This is a genomic window from Rhodoferax sp., assembly GCF_018780565.1.
Classification (GTDB): Bacteria; Pseudomonadota; Gammaproteobacteria; order Burkholderiales; family Burkholderiaceae_C; genus Rhodoferax.
The window spans coordinates 89,417-109,552 of record NZ_JADMJN010000016.1 but is presented as its reverse complement, the minus strand read 5'-3'; the positions used below and the strand labels follow the sequence as shown (position 1 = coordinate 109,552).

The window sequence follows — 20,136 nt, the reverse complement described above, 5'->3', positions numbered from 1 at the left end:
CACCTGTCATCGGTCGCATCGCTGCCAAGGGCCTGGCCGACGAGTTGAATGACCGCGGCTATCTGGTGGTTGATGGCATCGACGGTCGCGCGCACTATGTCCGCCTGCCCGTTGGTGCCGACCTGACCTCACTGCCGGTGGGTGGCATCGTGAAAGTGAAGCCCGCTGGAGGGGAACGGACGGTGGACCGCAACATCGCGGGCATCGTGCGTGAGGGTCTTTACCGCAGTGCTGACCATCTTGTGCAGCTTCGACAAGAAGGCACCCCAGACCCACAAACTGCCGTAGATGCCCACGTGCGCCGGCTCGAAGCTCTGCGCCGCTCTGGGGCCGTGGAGCGGATGACGGACGTTGTTTGGCGCGTACCGCCTGACTTTTTGTCGCGCGCGCAAGTGCATGATACCCAGCAGGCCGCAGGTGTCACCGCCTTGTTGCGGTCGCACCTGTCTATCGAACAGCAAGTGCGCGCCCAGGGCGCAACATGGCTGGATCACCAAATGGTGGGCGGTGCCAGCGAACCGTCGCCACGGGGTTTCGGCGCCCAAGTGCGTGATGCCATGCAAAATCGAACAGGTTTCCTCGTCGAGCAGGGCTTGGCCGAGCGGCGCGGCGAGCGTGTCGTTTTGGCGCGTAACCTGCTATCCACCTTGCGTGATCGGGAGTTGGCGGAAGCGGGCAAAGTGATCCAGCACCAGACCGGGCTAATCCATCGCCCGCTGCGCAATGGCGAGCGCGCAAACGGCGTCTACCGCCGCTCAGTCCAACTCGCCAGCGGCCGATTCGCGATGCTGGACGACGGCATAGGTTTCAGCCTGGTGCCGTGGAGGCCTGTGGTGGAGCAGCGGCTGGGGCAGCAGGTATCGGCCGTCGTCCATGGGTCATCGGTGACTTGGGGGTTGGGGCGGCAGCACGGACGATAGGAATTTACCCTCATGGGGGATAGCTGGGACAGCTTTTACGCACACCATTCGCATGACCCTGCCAAACCTCAACATCGAGTGACCGGAAACGGCGTTACCCGCCAACCTCTCGATTTATCTCCTTCGATTTCGAACTCTGTTGCTTTGGCGAAGGCGTGTGCGTTATGCTGGCGCTTCGCGTTTGACTTACAGGAGAAGCCGATGTCGACGGTCAAGACGGAGATGGTCAGTGTTCGGGTAGATCCGCATATCAAGGCAGCTCTCCAGGCCACCGCCGCGCGCGAAATGCACAGTTTGGTCTACATGATTGAGGTGATGGTCGTAACCTACTGTAGGGCGCATGGACATCCGCTTGACGGCGTTCCTGCAGGTACACTTCCCAAGGCCAAAGGTGAGAACACTGCATCGTGAAGGAAGCCAAAGAGAACCTCTTTGGCAAACTCGATTTCCGCTTTGGCGTAAACGGGTCCCATGCCGCTCGAACAATGATGCTAGTGTGATGCGTCAAATAGAAGTGCTCTTATTCAGAACGGTGCGCGCCCGAGCAACTTTGTAATTAACCGGCTGGGTGGGCGAGATGTGAGAGCATCCGTGCCCCTCGACCGCCAAGTCAAAGTTGTCCGGAATGACCTATACACATCTCACCCGAGACGAACGCTACCAGATTGCCATTCTTGCCAAAGCCAGTCATGGCCAAAGCGCTATTGCTCAATTGATCAACCGGGACAAATCAACCATCAGTCGCGAACTGCGCCGCAACCGGGGTCTTCGCGGCTACCGACCCAAACAGGCGCATGAGTTCTCACACCGCCCGCATGCGGGCCTGTGAGAACGGCTCTCGCGTTGCGGCCAAGACATGGGCCGTGGTCGAGGCCAAGCTTGAAGAGACTTGGAGTCCACAGCAGATCAGTGGCTACCTCAAAGTCAATGGACAGCCCGGTGTCAGCCATGAGAGCATCTATCGGCGCATCTACGCCGACAAGTCTGCCGGTGGCACGCTGCACCGAACCCTGCGTTGCCAGAAAGTCCGCAAGAAACGATACGGGGGACGCGAGCGACGCGGCACGATACCCAACCAGGTTTCTATCGATCTGCGCCCCAGTGTTGTGGCTGAGCGTGGGCGCTTTGGTGACTGGGAGGCCGACTTGGTCATTGGGGCCGTCCAGAAGCAAGCCCTCGTCACAATGAACGAGCGCACATCTCGCTACTCGTTGATCGCCCATGTCCCGTTCAAGACGGCGCAGGCTGTATCTGACACCATGATTGCTCTGCTCAGACCTTTTGCATCCTGCGTTCACACACTGACCACCGATAACGGCAAAGAGTTCGCCCATCATGAACGGATCGCCTCAGCTCTGGATGCCGACTTCTTCTTTGCGCACCCATACGCATCGTGGGAGCGCGGTGCAAACGAAAACATGAATGGGCTTATCCGTCAATTCTTCCCAAAGAAAATGCGTTTCGATTCCATCACACCCAAACACATCGCCTTCGTCATGCACCGCCTCAATCACCGCCCTAGAAAATGCCTGGGCTTCAAAACGCCCCACGAGATATTTATGAAACAGGTACAGTCACATCAACAAGCTGTTGCACTTCGAGCTTGGAACCGCCGTTACTGAAATTGCAATAATCCAAGAATTCAAAACACTGTGTTTTGTCAGAGAGGAAATTTCAGCGCATGCGACAGCTCGGCGGTGGGGCTGTCGACGTTCAGGATGCGCGCGGCAGTCTGATCGTGAACGTAGTCACACCTTCGGTTGATGCGACCGAGATCGTGCCACCATGAGCGACGATGATTGACTTGGTGATGGCCAGCCCCAGTCCGGTGCCCTCGCTGGAGCGTTGTCGCGAAGGATCGACCCGGAAGAAGCGGTCGAAAATACGCTCCAAATAGGCTTGCGGAATCGCATCACCGGTATTTTCCATGGCAATCGAGATCGCGTCCAGGCCCGTGTTGATGTTGACGCGTAGCGTTGTTTTAAAAGCCGAATGCCGCACCGCGTTAGACAACAAGTTGCTCAGCGCCCGGCGCAGCATGAGCCGGTCTGCACTCGCCTCGCCGTCGCCTTCGAGGGTGAGGCGCAGCCCCTTGTCTTCGGCCACCGCATCGTAGTAGTCGAACAACGCGCGGACCTCGGTCGCCAGATGGACGGTTTCCCGGCTGGGCACCACCAGGCCGTATTCGGCCTTGGCCAGCAGCAGCATATCGGAGATCATGCGTGCCATGCGCTCGAACTCTTCGGCGTTCGATTCGAGAATGCCGCGGTAGGCGTCGGCCTCGCGCGGGCGCGACAGTGCGACCTGGGTTTGCGTCATCAGGTTGCTCACGGGCGTGCGCAACTCGTGCGCGATGTCGGAAGAAAAATCTGAGAGCCGGTGAAACGCTTCCTCCAGCCGTGCCAGCATTTCATTCAAGGACTGCGCGAGTTCGGCCAGTTCGACCGGCGCCGATTCCACCGCCAGGCGATAGCTCAGCTGCTGGGCGGTGACCGTTTGTGTTTGCTCGCGCATGGCGCGCAACGGCGCCAGGCCGCGCCGCGCGGCGGCCCAACCCAAAACACCGGTCAGTGCGGCGGCCCCGGCGACAAAGATCCACAGCGTTTGCAAAAAAGAATGCATGAACGCCTGATGGTGCGCGATGTCGGTGGCCACCGCCACAACCACCTTCTTCCCACCGTTGATGCCCGTGGGCAATTCCGCCGCGATGCCACGGTAGGTTTGCTCTCCCAGCGTCCAGAGCATGGGGCGATGCGGGGTTTGGGTAGCGCTGGCAGCCACCAGGCCGGGGGCGAAGTTGGCGTTCGGCGTGGCAAAGATGACGGCGTGATTGGCGCCGATGACCATCACCTCAAGGCCGTGGTGCCCAATCAGCGAGTGGTCCAGCTGTTGTGAAAGACCGTTGAGATCGTCTTGGGACTTCAACATTGCCAGGGCATGCCGGGTGAGTTCCATTTTGCCCACCAGAACTTCCATGTCCAGGTCCTCGAAGTGTTGCTCCACCGAGGAGGCGATCACGAACCCGAGCGCCAGCAGCACGGCCGACGAGGCGATGATGAACAGCAGCGTCAGCCGCCGGGTGATGGAGGTTCGTCCATTCAAGCGCAATCGGGATTCTCCAGAACGTAGCCCATGCCGCGCACCGTGCGGATGAGCTTGGGCTCAAAATTGTCGTCCAGCTTGACGCGCAGGCGGCGCATGGCGACCTCGATGACGTTGGTGTCGCTGTCGAAATTCATGTCCCACACCTGCGATGCGATGAGCGAGCGTGGCAGCACCTCGCCTTGTCGCCGCAGCAGCAATTCGAGCAAGGCAAATTCCTTGGCCGTCAGATCAATCCGCTTACCCGCGCGCGTGACGCGACGCCGCAGCAAATCAAGCTCCAGATCAGCCGCACACAGAAACTCCGCCGCCTTGGCCTTGCTGCCGCGGCGCAACAGGGTGCGTACCCGGGCCAGCAACTCGGAAAAAGCAAAGGGTTTGACCAAATAGTCGTCGGCGCCGAGTTCCAAACCCTTGACGCGGTCATCCACATGGTCGCGGGCGCTCAGAAACAGAACGGGTGTGTCCTTGCCGGCCTTGCGGATGCCTTGCAAGACCGCCCAGCCGTCGATGCCAGGCAGCATCACATCGAGAATCGCGAGGTCGTAAGCCTCGGTCAGCGCGTGATGCAGGCCGTCCGTGCCGTCGCGCACCAGATCGACGACGAAGCCGGCTTCGACCAAACCCTGTTTCAGATAGTCCCCGGTCTTGGGTTCGTCCTCAACAATGAGGATTCTCATGGCAATGCTCCTTGGGAATCTGTAACGTGGCCGCCATTCTGCGCTGCTTGGGCGACTGGGGATGCAGATAACAGCAATGTAATCTGGCGGTCAGTTTTCTGTTGGGCGTGGATGTTGATGGTGTTTCATGTAAGGGACGCGGCGCCGCTGAAAAAAAATGCAAAGTTGGATTGAACGCATCAAATGAAGATGGGTGACGCCAAGTAAGGTTACACAACGCTGACTGAAATGTCATAAATACGTCATCTCTTCGACGGTTTCATTTTCGTATGCTGCTCATGCCTCTTTTGAGAAATTCCTGTTACCAGTGGAGAACTGCCATGAATATGAATTGGAAATCGTTGCGGCGCATTGCCGCAGTGTTGCTGCTGGGCGTTGTGATAGCTGGCTGCGCTTCGGGCCCGAACGCACCCTCGCCTGAACTGCGGCAGCGGATCGAGGCCGCACGCACCCGCGGCGATCACGAGGCATTGGTCACCTACTACGACCGGGAAGCCACTGTTGCCCGCGCCAGTGCCGCTGAACATCGCAAGATGGCCAAAAGCTACCAGGGGATGTCCGCGGGCGGACGGGGCGGCTCCAGCATGCCGGCCCACTGCAATTCCATCGTCAGCCTGTACGAGAGCATTGCGACCGAATACGATGGTTTGGCAGCGGGCCATCGACAAATGGCGACTAGTGCGCAGCCCTGAAGGCGAACTGGTAGCCATGCCGTTTGCTCGTGCGTGCGTGACATGAACTGCTCTTGTGCAGAAAGACACATGACATGAGCGTTCCAACGAAACCCGTTGATTTCATCCGCCCGCTTGCTGGCATAAGTCAACCACTGGGTAAAAGCCCCGGCGTACAGGGGACAGGATTTCAGGACGCGCTGGTGCAGGCCCTGCAAACGACGAGTGCTCTGCAAAAGGAATCTGGACGGCTTTCCAAGGATTTTCAGCTGGAAAACTCGACTGTAAGTCTTGAGGAAACCATGCTGGTCGGCGTCAAATCGAACATTGCATTTCAGGCGACGCTTCAGGTGCGCAATCGGCTCGTACAAGCCTATACCGACATCCTGAATATGCAAGTGTGAAAGGGCGAGGGATTCTCACGGCGGTGCTCCATTAGCATGCAATGAGCTCCCGTCTTGCGCTGCTTGTGCTCCTGTGCGGCGCAGATAACAGGAATGTAATGTTGCGGTCAGCGTCTTGTTGGGAGCGCGCCAGTACATTTCTCTTTGATTTTCGTCGTGAGTTTTCTTCTCACGAACCCCCAGTGTTGACGCGAGGATTCCATGCATTTACTCCCCCCACGCTGGCTCGTGCCAGTGGGACTGGCGATGGTCCTACCGATGGCCTTCGCCCAGCCCAGTTCTGTGCCGGTGACCACTGATTCAAAGAGCACGGCGCCATCCACGGTCACCCTCGGTTACCGATCAGCTTTTCCCGACTACCGCGCTTACAGCGAGCAACCCGTTGTTTCATGGCGCGAGGCCAATGACAGCGTTGGCCGTCTCGGTGGTTGGCGCGAATATGCCAAAGAGGCCCGGCTGCCGCAAGCAGCGGATGCTGCAGCCACGACCGATCCCCATGCCGGGCGCGCCAAACCGTGAAAGAGGCGACCATGAGGAGAATTTTCAGATTAGGCGCTCTGGCCACGGCCACCCTTGTGTTGGTAGGATGCGCATCCGTCAACATTGATCAGGCCGTCCAGGAAACCAATGACACAAGCAACGCCTTCACCCAAGGCAAGCTGGAGATCAGTCGCACTGAGCAGCAGCAGCGAGCCCGCAGCAAGCTGACAGGCGATTTGCTGGCCCGGCCGTTAACCATGGATGACGCCGTCCAGTTGGCCTTGGCCAACAGCCCGGCCGTACAAACCTTGTTGGCCCAGAGTTGGTCCGAAATGGCTTTGGCGAACCAGCGGGGTCGAATCGCCAACCCAGTTTTTGCGTTCGAGAGAGTGCGTTTTGGCGATGAGCTGGAGCTGAACCGATTGCTGTCGTTTGGTCTGCTGGATATCCTGACCTTGCCGCAGCGCCAGTTGATAGCCCGCAGCCAGGTCGCGCAATTCAAGATCCAGCTCAGCGCCGATGTGGTCGACAACGTCACCCAGGTGCGCCAGGCGTGGGTGCGGGCCGTGAGCGCACAGCAGGTGTTGAAATATGCCGAACAGGTCAACCGCAGCGCGCAAGCGAGTGCAGAACTGGCGCGGCGCATGCTGCAAGTGGGCAATTTCACCAAGCTGCAGCGGGCGCGCCAGCAGATCTTTTACGCGGATGCTACAACTCAACTGGCCTCGGCCGGGAACGCGGCCACCGCGGACCGGGAGGAATTGATTCGCCTGTTGGGCTTGACCGATGCGCAATCGGCGGAGTTAAAGCTTCCCGAGCGCCTGCCGGACCTGCCGAAAGAACCGCACCAACCCGACGTTGTCAACGCCAACGCGATGCAGCAGCGTCTGGATGTGCGAATGGCACTCAGCCAGCTGGATATCGCGGGCAAGGCCCAAGGTTTGAGCCTGCTCAACAGCCTCGTCGACGTGGAACTGGGAATCCGCCGGGATACGGTGTTCGACAACGCTGCGGGCACCCAAACGCCGCGCCTGGGTTATGAACTTGGCATACGCCTGCCCATCTTCGATTGGGGGTCGGCGCAGCGTGGCACCATGAACGCGCAATCCCTGGCCGCCGCAAACCGCTACGAAAGCACGGTTCGCAACGCTTCATCCCAGCTGCGGCAAAGCTATTCGGCCTACCGCACGGCCCATGATGTAGCCAGACACTATCGCGACGAGATCGTGCCGTTGCGCAAGGTCATAGCCGAAGAAAACGTGCTTGCTTACAACGGCATGCTGATCGGGGTGTTCGAACTTCTGGCCGACAACCGCGATCAGATCTCCAGCGTCATGGCTGCGATCAATGCTTATCAGCAGTTCTGGCTCACCGATGCGGCACTCGCAGCCTCCATGACCGGCAAGCCAACCACCATGGCTGCCATGTTGATGCCCACGGGTAGCAGCGCCAGCCAAGCCGGTCACTGATCTGGCGCATCACCTCATTACCGCAATTCATATGACAAACAGACGAAATTTTTTGGCGGGTGCCGGCGCTTTGACCACCGCAGTTGTGACCGCTGCCGTTAGCAAAGTCGCCATGGCGGCCCTGCCTGAGCTGGTGCTGCAGACCAGCCCGGACACGATGCCACCGCTGGTTCCCAATACCGGCCGTCCCTACAACCCGGTGGTCACGCTCAACGGCTGGACGCTGCCCTGGCGTACGAACGACGGAGTCAAGGAGTTCCATCTCGTGGCCGAACCCGTGGTACGCGAGATGGCCCCCGGCTTCAAGGCCCACCTCTGGGGCTACAACGGTCAGTCGCCAGGCCCCACCATCGAGGTTGTTGAGGGCGACCGCGTGCGCATTTTCGTGACCAACAAGTTGCCCGAGCACACTAGCGTGCACTGGCATGGTCAACGCTTGCCCAACGGCATGGATGGCGTCGCGGGTCTGACTCAACCTGCCATTCAACCGGGCAAGACCTTCGTTTACGAGTTTGTAGCGCGTCGGCCTGGCACTTTCATGTACCACCCGCATGCCGATGAAATGACGCAAATGGCCATGGGCATGATGGGCATGTGGATCACCCACCCCAAGGTCAAACACCCACTGATCGAAGAAGTGAACCGCGATTTCTGCTTTCTGCTCAACGCCTACGACATCGACCCGGGCGCCTACACGCCCAAGATCATGACCATGCTGGACTTCAATTTGTGGAGCTGGAACAGTAGAATTTTCCCCGGCATCGATCCGCTGGTGGTGCGCAAAAACGACAAGGTACGCATCCGCGTTGGCAATCTGACCATGACCAATCATCCAATGCACCTTCATGGGCATGAGTTTCTTGTGACCGGCACCGATGGCGGTCCTACGCCGAAATCGACCCGCTGGTATGAGGTCACCACGGATGTTGCGGTGGGCCAAATGCGCCAGTTTGAATTTTTGGCCGACGAAGAAGGCGATTGGGCATTCCATTGCCACAAGAGCCACCACACCATGAACGCCATGGGACACAACGTGCCCACCATGATTGGCGTGGATCACCGTGGCGTTGCCAGCGCGATCACCAATCTGATTCCGGACTACATGGTGATGGGCGAACGCGGCATGGTCGATATGACCGAAATGGAAATGCCTATCCCGGACAACACCGCACCCATGATGACGGGACAAGGCCCGTTTGGCAGCGTCGAGATGGGCGGCATGTTCAGCATGGTCAAGGTGCGCAAGGATCAAAAACCTGGCGACTACAAAGACCCGGGCTGGTACAAGCACCCACCCGGTGAAATTGCATATGAATGGACGGGTTCACTGCCCAACCCCGCACGTTTTTCTGCGGAGGGGGGTAAATCCATGCCCGTTTTGAACATGCCCTTGAAAGAAGTCGAAGTTCAAGTCCGCAAGCCCGTGATGGGCAATATGAAGCATGACTAAATTATTATCCGCGAACCTTGAAAGATATTCCATGAAATCACGTAACCTTCTGATCGCCATTCCCGGTATTTTTCTAGCCATGACCGCCATGGCCTCTGGCAATCACGCAGGGGGCCATGACAACGAGGCGATCGGCAAGCCCGGCGTCGCATCCAAAGTGGTGCGTACCGTGAACATCGACATGACGGACGACATGCGTTTCCACTCATCAACTTTCAATGTCAAGCAGGGTGAAACCATCCGCTTTATTGCCAAAAATTCCGGTCAGGTTAAGCACGAGATGGTGCTGGGCACCGAAAAGGAACTCAAGGAACACTACGAAGTGATGAAGAAGTATCCGGAGATGGAGCATGCCGACGCCAACATGGTCACGGTGGCGCCGGGCATGAGCGGCGAGATCATCTGGCAGTTCACCAAGGCGGGCAAGGTTGATTTTGCTTGCCTGCAGCCGGGGCATTACGACGCCGGTATGAAAGGGCAGATCAAAATTGCTGCGAACAAAGTGAACAACAAGGAGGATGGTCATGCGCACAACCATTGAACTCCAACGCCGACGTTGGCTGGCGATGGCGCTTCTGCTGCCGCTGGCTGACGCCTGGGCCGCACCGATCCGCCCCAGCGTCGAGGTCTGGAAAGATCCAAATTGCGGCTGCTGCAAAGACTGGGTCGCTCACCTGGTGGCCAATGGCTTTGCGGTCAAAGTCAACGAAACTGGCAGCAATGCCATGCGGTCGCAACTTGGTATTGCCGAAAAATATGGGTCGTGCCACACCGCCTTGGTGGCCGGTTACGCCCTGGAAGGCCACGTGCCTGCCCGTGACATCAAGCGTCTGCTTCAGGGCAGGCCCGAAGGAATTGGACTGGCCGTCCCCGGCATGCCGGTCGGTTCCCCCGGCATGGATGGCCCCGAGTATGGCAATCGCAAGGATGCCTACAACGTCTTGCTGCTAAAAAAGGACGGAAGTTTTACGGTTTACCAAACCTATGACGGGAAAAAATCATGAAGTCAATGAAGCAAATGCTTGTCCTCGTATCGATCGCGTCAGCCACGGCCTTCTCAGGCAGTGCTTTCGCGCAGACCACGATGGATGCCAGCAAGATGGGCGACATGAAGATGATGGCCAACAACGACATGACTCAGGGAGAGGTCCGCAAGATCGACAAGGACGCGAAAAAGATCACGATCAGGCACGGTGAGATCAAGAACCTTGAGATGCCTCCCATGACGATGGTGTTTCAGGTCAGGGATTCGGCTTTGTTGGAGGGGGTCAAGGTCGGTGGCAAGGTGCAGTTCACAGTCGTCAAGGACAAGGGCACCTTGGTGGTGACCGATCTCCAAACGGTCAAGTAATGCAGGGATTGCGGCTATCTGACATCGGGTCGCAAACCTGAACCCCGCCACGATGACGGTAAACAGCTGCCAGCAACCGTGCTCGGCGGCTGCACTTACCTCTGCAGTTCAGCCTGCAAGCAGGTGCATTAGTGGCCTCGGCCCCTGTGAAATATGCGTTGTATGCTATCTATTTTGTAGCTAATGGTCGCTACTCGTCTGACCGGCCGCCTTTTTGCGCTGCTCGTGCGCCTGTGCGGCGCAGATAACAGGAATGTAATCTTTGGGTCATCATTCTGTTAAGAGTAGGCCAGCACACTGTGATTAAACAGTTTCCCAAGGATTGGCCCCACCCATTTTGTTGCTCGGGGGTCGGCAACACGCTGATTAAAGGAGTACCACGATGAAAAACCTAGCCATGACAGCCCTTGCGGCTGCACTCGCATTTGCCACGCCGGCGTTCGCAGACGATGCGCACCATCCAGAAGCAGCGCAAGGGACCACGTCCGTGCCGGCCCAGCCAGCGGTCAAGAACCCCACACAGACCGTGCAAAAGATGCGGAACAACGTCAAGAAGATGCAACCCCAGCTGGACCGCATCGCGAAGGCGAAGACGGATGAGGAGAGGCAGAAGGCGATGGCCGAGCACATGCAGACGATGCAGGAGAACATGCAGATGGCTCGCAGCATGCAAGCTGACATGATGGGCTGCCCCATGATGGAAGGCGGCATGATGGGCAAGGGTGGCATGGGCATGATGGAGCACGGCGTCCAGCCAGACGGCGCGCCGGATCACATGCAGCAGATGGAAAAGCGCATGGAGATGATGCAGGACATGATGAAGACAATGATGGAGCGCATGCCAGCGCCAACCGCCAAGTAAGGAGTCATCATGGACCATGACCATGTAGAGCACGAGACACCGCCCAGTTTCTGGACTTCCCGCTACGCGATTGGTTTGATTGTTATCGGGGCCGTCGCAGGGTACTTCCTACTGACAGAGCACCGCGCTCACTTGTTCGGCGCGCTGCCGTTTCTGCTGCTGCTGGCCTGCCCGCTGATGCATGTCTTTATGCATCACGGTCACGGTGATCATGGTCATCACCATGATCCTGGCGAACCACAAGCTGGGCAGGGCAAGCCGGACCAGGCGAAACAAGGGGATCCATCATGAGCCACGACCAACCGGCCTACGGGCTATGGATGCTCGTCATCCTCAACTCGGCAATTTTCATCATGTTTGCCTACAGTTTCTTCAAGCCCGCAACGGCGCGAGATTGGCGAACGTTTGGCGCTTTCTCTGCTTTTATCGTGGCCTTGTTTGTCGAGATGTACGGTTTTCCGTTGACCATCTACCTGCTGTCGGGATGGCTGCAGACCAAGTATCCGGGCCTGGACATCCTGTCCCATGATGCGGGGCATTTGTGGTCGACCTTGCTGGGTGAAAAAGGAGACCCCCACTTTGGTGCCTTGCATATTGCCAGCTACATCTTCCTGGCCTATGGCTTCATCCTGCTGTCCAGTGCGTGGAATGTCCTGTACCACGCGCAACGCCGGGATGCGCTCGCTGTCGCCGGACCTTATGCAGTGATTCGACATCCGCAGTACGTCGCCTTTGTGCTTATCCTGCTTGGCTTCCTGCTGCAATGGCCGACGCTGCTCACGCTGGTGATGTTCCCGATCCTGCTGGTCATGTATGCGCGCCTCGCGATCACGGAAGAGGCCGAGATGCGCAAGCGATTCGGCGCCGAGTTCGATGCCTACGCAGCGCGTACGCCACGCTTTCTGCCGTCATGGCGAAAGCAAATGCCAGTCGTTTAAAAGCACGTGGACGACCAGGCCCAGCTATGAGCAAGAAGAACCCCAAGGACAAGCCCAGCAAGGGCAACCACCTGGCGGAGGCCAATGGTGATGGTGGCGCGTCGGTTGCGTTCAGCACCGGCGAGTGGCCAGCGAAACTCTCGATCTCGCGCGAGGACTACGACGCACAGCTGCACATTCTCCAAGTCGAGCTGGTCAAGTTGCAGAGGCATTTCATAGGTTGCGGCGACAAAATCCTCATACTACTGGAAGGCCGCGACGCCGCTGGCAAAGACGGCAGCATCAAGCGTATCGTGGAATACCTTAGCCCCCGGGAAACCCGCGTGGTTGCTCTGGGCAAGCCATCCGACCGAGAACGCAGTGGCTGGTACTTCCAACGCTACGTCGCCCAACTCCCAGTCGCCGAAGAACTCGTTTTGTTCAATCGCAGTTGGTACAACCGCGCGGGTGTCGAGCATGTGATGGGCTTTTGCTCCAAGGATGAGCACGAAGAGTTCATGCAGTCGGTGCCGAAGTTCGAGGAGATGCTGGCCAACTCGGGCATCAAGTTGCTGAAATACTACCTCGATATCAGTAAGGACGAGCAGATACGGCGTCTGGCCGACCGTGCGCGCGATCCGCTCAAGCAGTGGAAGACCAGCCCGATCGACGCGGTTGCAGTCAAGCACTGGAAAGCATACTCTGCCGCGCGTGACACGATGCTGCTGCGAACGCATACCGCTGTCGCCCCATGGCACATCGTGCGCGCGGACGACAAGCGCCTCGCGCGCCTCAATCTGATGCGCGACATCCTGTCTCGGCTGCACTACGCCGGCAAGAAAATAAAACTCGTCCAGCCTGAACCGGACATCGCGTTCGAATTTACGCCGGATTGCATCGCCGCCAAGCAATTGGCACGCTGAATCCCGTCTGCCAAGGAATAATCATGAAAACAAGCACTATCGAAGTTGGCGAGCTGGTTTCCACCCTGAGTGCGGTGGGCGTCCAGCGGCGGCTATCGACGCTCCCCGGCGTTCATCACGCCGAAGTGAACTACGTCGCCGGCAGCGCCACCGTGCACTATGACGAAGCGCGAACCACCCTTGAAGCCATCCGGCAGCGCGTGGTCGATTGCGGTTATCACTGCCGAGGTGAACTCCTACCCGCCCATGTCTGCGATCCGGCGGACCACAATGCGACCGGGCATGCCCAGGCGGGCCATGCCGATCATGCGATGCCTGGCAGCGCAGGCGGGCAAGGCGCCGGGACCGATTCGGGTGCAAAGGCGCAAACGGCACCCGTGAAAGATGTCCATGCGGGGCACGGTGACCACGGCCAACATGCAGGGCACGTCGACTCGTCAGCCGACCATAAGACGCACGAAAAGGCCGACATGATGCATGACATGGGCCATGCGCCAGGCATGTCTATGCAGGATATGGCAAGCGACATGCGCAACCGCTTCCTGGTGGCTCTGGCGTTTGCTGTTCCTGTCTTCATGTACTCGCCGATGGGCAAGATGTTCGGCGACTTCCCGACGCCTTTTGGCTTGGATCGCAAACTCTTCCTCTTCATTGTCGCCACCGGTGCCATCGCCTATCCCGTATGGCCCTTCCTGGTCGCCGCTTGGCGGGCTGCCCGCAACAAGGTTGCCAACATGGCGACGCTGATCATTCTCTCCGTCGGCACTGGCTATGTCTTCAGCGTGGGCGCCACCTTCTTCTACGAAGGTGAGGTGTTTTACGAAGCATCGGCTGTGCTGCTGGTGTTCATCCTGCTGGGCCACTGGTTGGAAATGCGTGCGCGCGCCGGTGCTTCGGACGCGATTCGCGCGCTGATGGACCTGGCACCGCCGTTGGCCACGGTCATGCGCGGTGGTATAGAAACAAAGGTTCCCACCTCGGAGGTCCTCGCTGGCGAAATCGTCGTCATCAAACCGGGCGACAAAATTCCGGTCGACGGCGAAATCACTGAAGGCAGCTCGCAAGTCGACGAGTCCATGTTGACCGGCGAATCGATGCCCGTGAAGAAGGTGGCCGGCAACCCCGTCATCGGCGCCACCATTAACAAGAGCGGCAGCTTTCGATACAAGGCGACCAAGGTCGGTGCCGACACGGCGCTGGCGCAGATTGTCAAATTGGTCCAGGAAGCGCAGAACTCCAAAGCGCCGGGCCAACTGCTGGCCGATCAGGCTTCGCAGTGGCTGGTACTGGCAGCCATTGCCGTTGGACTGCTCACCTTCGGCGTGTGGTTTTGGGTCATCGGCCAGCCCTTGCTGTTCGCGCTGACCCTGACGATCACGGTGTTCGTGATCGCCTGTCCCGACGCGCTTGGATTGGCCACGCCGATGGCCATCATGGTCGGCACCGGGCTGGGGGCGATGAATGGCATCTTGTTCAAGAACGCCGCGGCACTGGAGAACGCCACCAAGCTGACAGTTATTGTCTTCGACAAGACCGGCACGCTCACACTCGGTCAGCCTGATGTGGTCGAGATGGTGACAGCCCCTGGCATCAGCGAAGCGCAGTTGCTGGCCGCCGCGGCAGCCGTCGAGAAGTTCTCGGAGCATCCGCTGGCGCAGGCGGTTCTCAAGCGCGCCGGCTCAGCCCCCGCCGACGTCGCCACGGGCTTCAGCAATATCGATGGGCAGGGGGCGCGAGCCAACATCGGCGCAGATGTGGTTTTGCTGGGCAACCGCAAGCTGCTGCAGTCCGAAAGCGTGAACCTTGATGCACTGGCGGCAGAGGCCGCCAGGCTCGAAGGCGGCGGTCGCACGGTGGTCCATGTCGCCCGCGCGGGCAAGCTCATCGGCCTCATTGCCATCGCAGACGCGGTGCGCCCGACGTCGAAGGCGACGATCGCCAAGCTGCAGGAGCGGGGGGTCAAGGTGGCAATGCTGACTGGTGACAACCAGGCTACGGCCGAGCGCATCGGCAAGGAACTGGGCATCGACATCGTGCTGGCCGATGTGTTGCCCGGTCAGAAGGCTGCCAAGATCAAGGAACTGCAGGACCAGGGAAACAAGGTCGGAATGGTCGGCGACGGCATCAACGATGCACCGGCCCTGACCCAGGCCGACGTTGGCTTTGCGATCGGCGCGGGCACCGACGTGGCAATGGAAAGCGCCCAGGTCGTGCTGATGAAGAGTGACCCTTACGACATCGTTGGCGCCATCGAGTTGTCACGCGCCACGCTGCGCAAGATGCATCAGAACCTGTGGTGGGCGGTGGGCTACAACGTGATCGCCTTCCCGCTGGCGGCAGGTGTCTTCTATCCCTTCACCTTGTCCCCGGAAATTGCAGCACTGTCGATGTCCGGCAGTTCAGCAGTCGTGGCCATCAACGCGTTGATGCTCAAACGCACCAAGCTCGCCGGCATCAGACAAGCGGGATCACACGGCGCGCCGGTGGTCGTCGCGCAGGTTTCATCGGGCGTGGCGGCCTGAAGGATAGGGAGCACACTGCGCCAGCGATCCCGATGAAAGCCGGGCAGGGTAGGGTAAAGCTGCAATGCAGATAAGTTTGTACCGGTTCCGGATGGGTTGCCCCCGGGGTCGACTGTGCAACAGGATGGTGGCAACCATTGGCATGATGATATGGAGGTGGAACATGATGATCGATCCAGTATGCAAGATGAAGGTGGATCCAGATAAGGCAGCGGCCAAGGAAGTACATGCCGGGCAGATCTATTATTTTTGCTCGGAAATATGTCACAAGTCGTTTGTCGCTGAACCGGAAAAGTACATCAGCGGAGGCGCACCGGCCGACCACGCGTGCTGCGGTGGGCACTGACAGGTAGGGCAGGGTGCAAAAAATGAACAGTGCAGCGCGGACCGATCGCAACCAGATCGGCGGCGCGGGTTCTGCGGGACTCGTGGCCGCTATCACCTGGGCTAGAGATGGCCGACTTCGCCGGATCAGAGCGGATGCCACAGCGTGCATCAAAGCGACGACAGGCGATCCGCCATGCGGAAGCTAACACAGGGGAAACTCAAATGACCATGACTCCGCAATTTGACATGAAGAAGGTCACCACGCCGCTATTGCTTCATATGCTGGGCCAAGAGCTGCGATTTCCGAGACTATTTCTTCTACGGCGCAAGCTCACGCTGAATCGTTTCAAAAAGACGATAGACCCACGGTTTCCTCGCGAGCTGATCGATCTGGCGGCGTTACCGGCTTGGGTCTATTTGAGCCTTAAGGAGGAAATAGGCCAACGCAAGGCGTTCGAGATCATGCGTGTCGCACTGTTGACGGGCGGCACGGCGGCGCAGAACCTGCAGTTCGATACCGTTCACAAGGAACGGAACTTCCGGAATTTCGCGGATCTGGAGCTAGAGAACAACCGCACTGGCCTGGTTCGCTGGAACAAGATGGAAGTCGTGGAACGTACGGATCGACGGTTCGAGATCAAGATCACGCGCTGCATGTTCCATGAATTTGCGGTCCACCTGGGCATTCCCGAGATGACGCCCATTGTCTGCCAGATCGATAACGCGATGTTCAATTCCTACTTGCCCGACGAAATGACGTTTGATCGCGGTGGCATTGGGCGCCGGATTTCGGATGGCCAGCACGAATGCAATTTCGTCTGGGAATTGCGCCAGCGGCCGCAACCGCTCGCGTAAGGACGGATTGGTCTGAATCATGCGTGAAGCGCCCCCAGCGTTTAGCTTTTCAATAGGACTCGAAAGGAAATAGGTATGGCACACATCAATGCCGTGAAGATCGGCGCAGCACTCGCGGTTACCGTTGGCATCGCGTATTCAGCATGCACGCTCGTCTTTTGGCTTTGGCCGGAGGCGGCTGCAACTTTCATGAATGCGCTATTTCACGGTCTGGACTTCCGCAAGTTGCAAAGCGGCCCAATGCTGTTCGATTTCGGTTCATTCCTTTACGCACTCGCGGTGATGATGGTGTGGAGCTTTGCGCTCGGTGCAATCTTTAGTTGGATCCACGGCCGATTTCGCGATGTTAAGAGCCCCGCTCGGCGTGGCGGCCTCCGGCTGGGCGACGTGATCCGATCGATCAGCGGCAAGGCGGTAGCTGACGCTGCGGAACTCGTGTCGCAAACCGGAAATTCCAAGCCCGGGAAAACCGTCAACCTGCAAGTCGAACGGCGCGGCGAACGCATCGCGCTTGACATCAAGCTCGGTCAGCGCCCAGTGCTGCGACCCATGGAGCAGCTTGCCGACCGCTGATTTCTCAACCCCACCTAAACGGAGTCCTATGATGAAAACCATTGATCTCGAAGTCCAGGGCATGAGCTGTGGCTCATGCGTTAACCACGTCACCCAGGCGTTGAAGTTAATCGATGGCGTGGACGATGTGACCGTCGATCTATCGGCAGGTCACGTCCACGTCAGCGGCACATTTGATGCGGGAGTGGATCACCTGGTGTCAGCACTCACCGCCGCCGGTTATCCGGCCAAGCTGGCGGGCGTCAGTGAGTTGCCTTCACCCGAAAGTGGGCCGACCGTCTCTCCGAAGAACGGACGAGGAGGTTGCTGCTGTCACTGACCGCGCGCCAATGGCAGGTGCAACTGAGCGGCGCAACTGCCTGCGAGCCAAATCCAACTACCACTCATCGAAATACGTGACGTGACTCTGACCGATGCCTCTTTCCGCTACGCATGGCTGCTGTGGGCCACTGGCTTCCTGTTGCCCTGGGCGTTACTGTTTATTGCATGGCCGGCACAACGCCGCCCCATGCTTTGGGCCAGCGCTCTGACCGCACCGTTTGGCTTGAGTGAGCCGCTGTTCGTACCGGCTTACTGGAATCCACCCAGCCTGTTCGACTTGGCCCAGCGAAGCGGCTTCGATATCGAAAGCCTTGTCTTCTGCTTCGCCATTGGTGGTCTTGGCGTGGTCAGCTATGACGTCCTAACTCCAGTACCCCTCAAGAGACTGGATCACCACGCGCGTTTGTCACCGCGACATCGCTGGCACCTGCTGGCTCTCGCAAGTCCGTTCTTCATCTTCAGTGGCCTGTTGCCGCTGCGCTGGAACCCCATTTATCCTGGGATTCTGGCAATGTTCTCGGGCGCGGCGGCCACGGTCCTGTGCCGCCCGGACCTCTGGCGCAACATACTCTTTGGTGGAGGCGTCTTTCTGGTGTTGTATACCGCCTTTCTGCTGGGTCTGAAGTGGCTCTGGCCAGGATACATCGAGGCCGTATGGAACCTCGGCGCTTTGCTCGCTTGGCGGCCGGCGGGGTTGCCCCTCGAGGAGCTCCTGTTCGGCTCCGCTTTCGGCATGTACTGGAGCAGCGTCTACGAGCACGTCACGTGGCGACAGCGCGACGCGGTGAAGCGTCGGCGCATCATGGGCCATGGGAGGGTTTCACCATGAAAAAGTCATGGCTCTCCATGGCGGACGGGCACCCGGACGCCGCACTCGCCGATCTCTTCCCCGGGCACAGCAAGGCGCGTGTCTTCGTGTCGCACCCGTGGCGCGAGTTGCTGGTCGGCGTGCTGCGGCGCCTCGGCACAAGTCGCGATCTCACCTGGTACCTCGGCTTCAACAACCGGGGTGGGACTCTGGACATCTTCGGCATGTTGTTCGCGAACCGCTGCACCTGGGCGCATGTGCTCGTCACAGCGGCCCAGGCGATGGGCGTGCCTGCGGCAAGCTCGCTCACCGAAGCTGAACTCGCCGCCATGGGGGACGAGGCGACCCGCAAGTGCTTCGCTACGTGTCAGAGACCCTTTGACTGGAAAGTAGAGAGGTACAACGAATGAACAGCAAGACTCAGGTGGCCATCGTCGGCTACGGCGTGATTGGCAAACGCGTTGCCGAGGCGATTGCACGCCAGCCCGATATGGCGCTCGCGGGCGTGGCCGATATCGTCACGGACTGGCGTGTGCGTGTCGCCGAAAATTTGCAGATTCCCCTCTATGCTGCCGACGCTTCAGCCAGTGAGGGCATGCGCGCCGCCGGTCTGCACCTCAGCGGGTCACTGGACGATCTTCTGTCGATCAGCGACATCGTTGTCGACTGCACGCCCAAGCGGGTCGGCGCCAGGAATGCCGAGCGCTATCGTGCTGCCGGCAAGCCTTTCGTGCTTCACGGTGGCGAGAAGCACGAGGTGACGGGTCATTCCTTCGTCGCCGAATCGAACTACGCCTCGGCCATCGGGCGCCCTGCGACCCGTGTCGTGTCATGCAACACCACCTCGATCGTGCGCACGCTCGGCGCCCTCAAGCGCGCCGGTTTATTGCGTCGCGCACGAGGTACGCTGCTACGGCGCGCGACCGATCCGTGGGAAAGCCATCTGGGCGGCATCATGAACACCGTTCTGCCGGAGCCTTCGATTCCAAGCCATCAGGGACCGGATGCGCGCAGCGTCGACCCAGATCTCGACATCGTCACGATGGCCGTGGCGGTACCGACGACGAGCGCGCACGTTCACTATTGGGCAGTCGATCTGACGCGACCTGCCGCGAAAGAGGAGGTGCTTCGGGCCTTTGCCACCTCCAGCCGGATCGCCCTGATCGACGGTAGCTCGGGGCTTGCAGCGCCGAATGTAATCAAGGAGTTGATGGCCGACAGTGGCCGTCCGCATGACAGCCTGTATGAAGTCGGGCTGTGGGCCGACATGCTGTGCGTCGAAGGTTCGGAGCTCTTCTACGCCTACATGGTCGACAACCAGGCCATCGTCATCCCTGAAACGATCGATGCCATCCGCGCGTTGACGGGAAACCAAGTGCCTGTAGGTGAATCCATCGCCTTGACGGACATCACGTTGGGGATGGGCATTCCATTTGAAACGAAAAGCTCATCGCTGACGCCGGTGGCGTGAACATCGAAATCTGCATCAACAAGAACTTCA

The 20,136-nt window shown here is 59.1% G+C and carries 26 protein-coding genes; 24 read left to right on the top strand and 2 right to left on the bottom strand.

What is annotated here, in order from left to right:
- The 4 genes from IV109_RS19080 to IV109_RS19065 form a co-directional block, all read left to right on the top strand.
- On the top strand, positions 1 to 920 hold a 920-nt coding region (locus tag IV109_RS19080), incomplete at its 5' end, for a DUF3363 domain-containing protein (protein ID WP_296700729.1).
- Positions 921 to 1,121: 201 nt separating this feature from the next.
- Complete coding sequence (locus IV109_RS19075) at positions 1,122 to 1,331, top strand: hypothetical protein (RefSeq protein ID WP_296700726.1); 210 nt, start codon at positions 1,122 to 1,124, stop codon at positions 1,329 to 1,331.
- Positions 1,332 to 1,545: 214 nt separating this feature from the next.
- A complete protein-coding gene (locus IV109_RS19070; RefSeq protein ID WP_296700723.1) occupies positions 1,546 to 1,749 on the top strand; it encodes a helix-turn-helix domain-containing protein in 204 nt (67 codons plus the stop codon).
- Positions 1,715 to 2,542, top strand: coding sequence for an IS30 family transposase (locus IV109_RS19065; RefSeq protein ID WP_296700720.1), 828 nt, complete (start codon positions 1,715 to 1,717; stop codon positions 2,540 to 2,542). The genes IV109_RS19070 and IV109_RS19065 overlap by 35 nt, the downstream gene beginning before the upstream one ends.
- A 91-nt stretch (positions 2,543 to 2,633) precedes the next feature.
- On the opposite strand, the gene IV109_RS19060 is transcribed toward IV109_RS19065, so the two are convergent.
- Positions 2,634 to 4,022, bottom strand: coding sequence for a heavy metal sensor histidine kinase (locus tag IV109_RS19060; RefSeq protein WP_296700718.1), 1,389 nt, complete (start codon positions 4,020 to 4,022; stop codon positions 2,634 to 2,636).
- Positions 4,019 to 4,702, bottom strand: a complete 684-nt coding sequence (locus IV109_RS19055; RefSeq protein WP_296700716.1) for a heavy metal response regulator transcription factor — start codon at positions 4,700 to 4,702, stop codon at positions 4,019 to 4,021. Before IV109_RS19055 ends, IV109_RS19060 begins: the two co-directional genes overlap by 4 nt.
- A gap of 320 nt (positions 4,703 to 5,022) precedes the next feature.
- Between IV109_RS19055 and IV109_RS19050 the strand changes: the two genes are divergently transcribed.
- The 20 genes from IV109_RS19050 (at position 5,023) to IV109_RS18955 (ending at position 20,106) form a co-directional block, all read left to right on the top strand.
- Positions 5,023 to 5,394: a hypothetical protein gene (locus tag IV109_RS19050; protein ID WP_296700712.1), complete on the top strand. Its 372-nt coding sequence runs from the start codon at positions 5,023 to 5,025 to the stop codon at positions 5,392 to 5,394.
- A 74-nt stretch (positions 5,395 to 5,468) separates the two neighbouring features.
- Positions 5,469 to 5,777 carry a flagellar hook-basal body complex protein FliE gene (gene fliE, locus IV109_RS19045; RefSeq protein ID WP_296700710.1) on the top strand — a complete coding sequence of 103 codons (309 nt, stop codon included), beginning with the start codon at positions 5,469 to 5,471 and terminating at the stop codon, positions 5,775 to 5,777.
- Between the two features lie 201 nt (positions 5,778 to 5,978).
- Complete coding sequence (locus tag IV109_RS19040; protein WP_296700707.1) at positions 5,979 to 6,296, top strand: hypothetical protein; 318 nt, start codon at positions 5,979 to 5,981, stop codon at positions 6,294 to 6,296.
- Between the two features lie 11 nt (positions 6,297 to 6,307).
- Entirely contained in the window at positions 6,308 to 7,726 is a 1,419-nt protein-coding gene (locus IV109_RS19035; protein ID WP_296700704.1) for a TolC family protein, read from the top strand.
- Between the two features lie 31 nt (positions 7,727 to 7,757).
- Positions 7,758 to 9,176, top strand: a complete 1,419-nt coding sequence (locus IV109_RS19030; protein WP_296700699.1) for a copper oxidase — start codon at positions 7,758 to 7,760, stop codon at positions 9,174 to 9,176.
- Between the two features lie 31 nt (positions 9,177 to 9,207).
- Positions 9,208 to 9,717 carry a cupredoxin family protein gene (locus IV109_RS19025; protein ID WP_296700694.1) on the top strand — a complete coding sequence of 170 codons (510 nt, stop codon included), beginning with the start codon at positions 9,208 to 9,210 and terminating at the stop codon, positions 9,715 to 9,717.
- Positions 9,695 to 10,180: a DUF411 domain-containing protein gene (locus IV109_RS19020; protein ID WP_296700689.1), complete on the top strand. Its 486-nt coding sequence runs from the start codon at positions 9,695 to 9,697 to the stop codon at positions 10,178 to 10,180. Before IV109_RS19025 ends, IV109_RS19020 begins: the two co-directional genes overlap by 23 nt.
- On the top strand, positions 10,177 to 10,527 hold the full coding sequence (locus IV109_RS19015; RefSeq protein ID WP_296700686.1) for a copper-binding protein: 351 nt from the start codon (positions 10,177 to 10,179) through the stop codon (positions 10,525 to 10,527). The genes IV109_RS19020 and IV109_RS19015 overlap by 4 nt, the downstream gene beginning before the upstream one ends.
- Before the next feature lie 382 nt (positions 10,528 to 10,909).
- Positions 10,910 to 11,389, top strand: a complete 480-nt coding sequence (locus tag IV109_RS19010; RefSeq protein ID WP_296700683.1) for a hypothetical protein — start codon at positions 10,910 to 10,912, stop codon at positions 11,387 to 11,389.
- A 9-nt stretch (positions 11,390 to 11,398) separates the two neighbouring features.
- Positions 11,399 to 11,680 (top strand): DUF2933 domain-containing protein, encoded by a 282-nt coding sequence (locus IV109_RS19005; RefSeq protein ID WP_296700680.1) that lies wholly within the window; start codon positions 11,399 to 11,401, stop codon positions 11,678 to 11,680.
- Positions 11,677 to 12,327 carry an isoprenylcysteine carboxylmethyltransferase family protein gene (locus IV109_RS19000; protein WP_296700677.1) on the top strand — a complete coding sequence of 217 codons (651 nt, stop codon included), beginning with the start codon at positions 11,677 to 11,679 and terminating at the stop codon, positions 12,325 to 12,327. Before IV109_RS19005 ends, IV109_RS19000 begins: the two co-directional genes overlap by 4 nt.
- Before the next feature lie 26 nt (positions 12,328 to 12,353).
- Entirely contained in the window at positions 12,354 to 13,229 is an 876-nt protein-coding gene (ppk2, locus tag IV109_RS18995) for a polyphosphate kinase 2 (RefSeq protein WP_296700674.1), read from the top strand.
- A gap of 23 nt (positions 13,230 to 13,252) precedes the next feature.
- Positions 13,253 to 15,751, top strand: a complete 2,499-nt coding sequence (locus IV109_RS18990) for a heavy metal translocating P-type ATPase (RefSeq protein WP_296700671.1) — start codon at positions 13,253 to 13,255, stop codon at positions 15,749 to 15,751.
- Between the two features lie 163 nt (positions 15,752 to 15,914).
- Positions 15,915 to 16,097 (top strand): YHS domain-containing protein, encoded by a 183-nt coding sequence (locus IV109_RS18985; RefSeq protein ID WP_296700668.1) that lies wholly within the window; start codon positions 15,915 to 15,917, stop codon positions 16,095 to 16,097.
- A gap of 107 nt (positions 16,098 to 16,204) precedes the next feature.
- Complete coding sequence (locus IV109_RS18980) at positions 16,205 to 16,933, top strand: L-2-amino-thiazoline-4-carboxylic acid hydrolase (protein ID WP_296700665.1); 729 nt, start codon at positions 16,205 to 16,207, stop codon at positions 16,931 to 16,933.
- Positions 16,934 to 17,008: 75 nt separating this feature from the next.
- Positions 17,009 to 17,506 carry a DUF5676 family membrane protein gene (locus tag IV109_RS18975; protein ID WP_296700662.1) on the top strand — a complete coding sequence of 166 codons (498 nt, stop codon included), beginning with the start codon at positions 17,009 to 17,011 and terminating at the stop codon, positions 17,504 to 17,506.
- 31 nt (positions 17,507 to 17,537) lie between these two features.
- Positions 17,538 to 17,825, top strand: a complete 288-nt coding sequence (locus IV109_RS18970) for a heavy-metal-associated domain-containing protein (protein WP_296700660.1) — start codon at positions 17,538 to 17,540, stop codon at positions 17,823 to 17,825.
- A gap of 81 nt (positions 17,826 to 17,906) precedes the next feature.
- Complete coding sequence (locus tag IV109_RS18965; RefSeq protein ID WP_296700657.1) at positions 17,907 to 18,656, top strand: lycopene cyclase domain-containing protein; 750 nt, start codon at positions 17,907 to 17,909, stop codon at positions 18,654 to 18,656.
- Positions 18,653 to 19,045: a hypothetical protein gene (locus IV109_RS18960; protein ID WP_296700654.1), complete on the top strand. Its 393-nt coding sequence runs from the start codon at positions 18,653 to 18,655 to the stop codon at positions 19,043 to 19,045. The genes IV109_RS18965 and IV109_RS18960 overlap by 4 nt, the downstream gene beginning before the upstream one ends.
- Entirely contained in the window at positions 19,042 to 20,106 is a 1,065-nt protein-coding gene (locus tag IV109_RS18955) for a type II glyceraldehyde-3-phosphate dehydrogenase (protein ID WP_296700651.1), read from the top strand. The genes IV109_RS18960 and IV109_RS18955 overlap by 4 nt, the downstream gene beginning before the upstream one ends.
- The last annotated feature ends 30 nt before the right edge of the window (positions 20,107 to 20,136 follow it).

What these genes read in the sequence shown, in the direction of transcription:
- IV109_RS19075 (WP_296700726.1), top strand. Translation starts at nt 1,122, where the DNA reads ATGTCGACGGTCAAGACGGAGATGGTCAGTGTTCGGGTAGATCCGCAT.
- IV109_RS19070 (WP_296700723.1), top strand. Translation starts at nt 1,546, where the DNA reads ATGACCTATACACATCTCACCCGAGACGAACGCTACCAGATTGCCATT.
- IV109_RS19065 (WP_296700720.1), top strand. Translation starts at nt 1,715, where the DNA reads ATGAGTTCTCACACCGCCCGCATGCGGGCCTGTGAGAACGGCTCTCGC.
- IV109_RS19055 (WP_296700716.1), bottom strand. Translation starts at nt 4,702, where the DNA reads ATGAGAATCCTCATTGTTGAGGACGAACCCAAGACCGGGGACTATCTG.
- IV109_RS19050 (WP_296700712.1), top strand. Translation starts at nt 5,023, where the DNA reads ATGAATATGAATTGGAAATCGTTGCGGCGCATTGCCGCAGTGTTGCTG.
- fliE (WP_296700710.1), top strand. Translation starts at nt 5,469, where the DNA reads ATGAGCGTTCCAACGAAACCCGTTGATTTCATCCGCCCGCTTGCTGGC.
- IV109_RS19040 (WP_296700707.1), top strand. Translation starts at nt 5,979, where the DNA reads ATGCATTTACTCCCCCCACGCTGGCTCGTGCCAGTGGGACTGGCGATG.
- IV109_RS19035 (WP_296700704.1), top strand. Translation starts at nt 6,308, where the DNA reads ATGAGGAGAATTTTCAGATTAGGCGCTCTGGCCACGGCCACCCTTGTG.
- IV109_RS19030 (WP_296700699.1), top strand. Translation starts at nt 7,758, where the DNA reads ATGACAAACAGACGAAATTTTTTGGCGGGTGCCGGCGCTTTGACCACC.
- IV109_RS19025 (WP_296700694.1), top strand. Translation starts at nt 9,208, where the DNA reads ATGAAATCACGTAACCTTCTGATCGCCATTCCCGGTATTTTTCTAGCC.
- IV109_RS19020 (WP_296700689.1), top strand. Translation starts at nt 9,695, where the DNA reads ATGGTCATGCGCACAACCATTGAACTCCAACGCCGACGTTGGCTGGCG.
- IV109_RS19015 (WP_296700686.1), top strand. Translation starts at nt 10,177, where the DNA reads ATGAAGTCAATGAAGCAAATGCTTGTCCTCGTATCGATCGCGTCAGCC.
- IV109_RS19010 (WP_296700683.1), top strand. Translation starts at nt 10,910, where the DNA reads ATGAAAAACCTAGCCATGACAGCCCTTGCGGCTGCACTCGCATTTGCC.
- IV109_RS19005 (WP_296700680.1), top strand. Translation starts at nt 11,399, where the DNA reads ATGGACCATGACCATGTAGAGCACGAGACACCGCCCAGTTTCTGGACT.
- IV109_RS19000 (WP_296700677.1), top strand. Translation starts at nt 11,677, where the DNA reads ATGAGCCACGACCAACCGGCCTACGGGCTATGGATGCTCGTCATCCTC.
- ppk2 (WP_296700674.1), top strand. Translation starts at nt 12,354, where the DNA reads ATGAGCAAGAAGAACCCCAAGGACAAGCCCAGCAAGGGCAACCACCTG.
- IV109_RS18990 (WP_296700671.1), top strand. Translation starts at nt 13,253, where the DNA reads ATGAAAACAAGCACTATCGAAGTTGGCGAGCTGGTTTCCACCCTGAGT.
- IV109_RS18985 (WP_296700668.1), top strand. Translation starts at nt 15,915, where the DNA reads ATGATGATCGATCCAGTATGCAAGATGAAGGTGGATCCAGATAAGGCA.
- IV109_RS18980 (WP_296700665.1), top strand. Translation starts at nt 16,205, where the DNA reads ATGGCCGACTTCGCCGGATCAGAGCGGATGCCACAGCGTGCATCAAAG.
- IV109_RS18975 (WP_296700662.1), top strand. Translation starts at nt 17,009, where the DNA reads ATGGCACACATCAATGCCGTGAAGATCGGCGCAGCACTCGCGGTTACC.
- IV109_RS18970 (WP_296700660.1), top strand. Translation starts at nt 17,538, where the DNA reads ATGAAAACCATTGATCTCGAAGTCCAGGGCATGAGCTGTGGCTCATGC.
- IV109_RS18960 (WP_296700654.1), top strand. Translation starts at nt 18,653, where the DNA reads ATGAAAAAGTCATGGCTCTCCATGGCGGACGGGCACCCGGACGCCGCA.
- IV109_RS18955 (WP_296700651.1), top strand. Translation starts at nt 19,042, where the DNA reads ATGAACAGCAAGACTCAGGTGGCCATCGTCGGCTACGGCGTGATTGGC.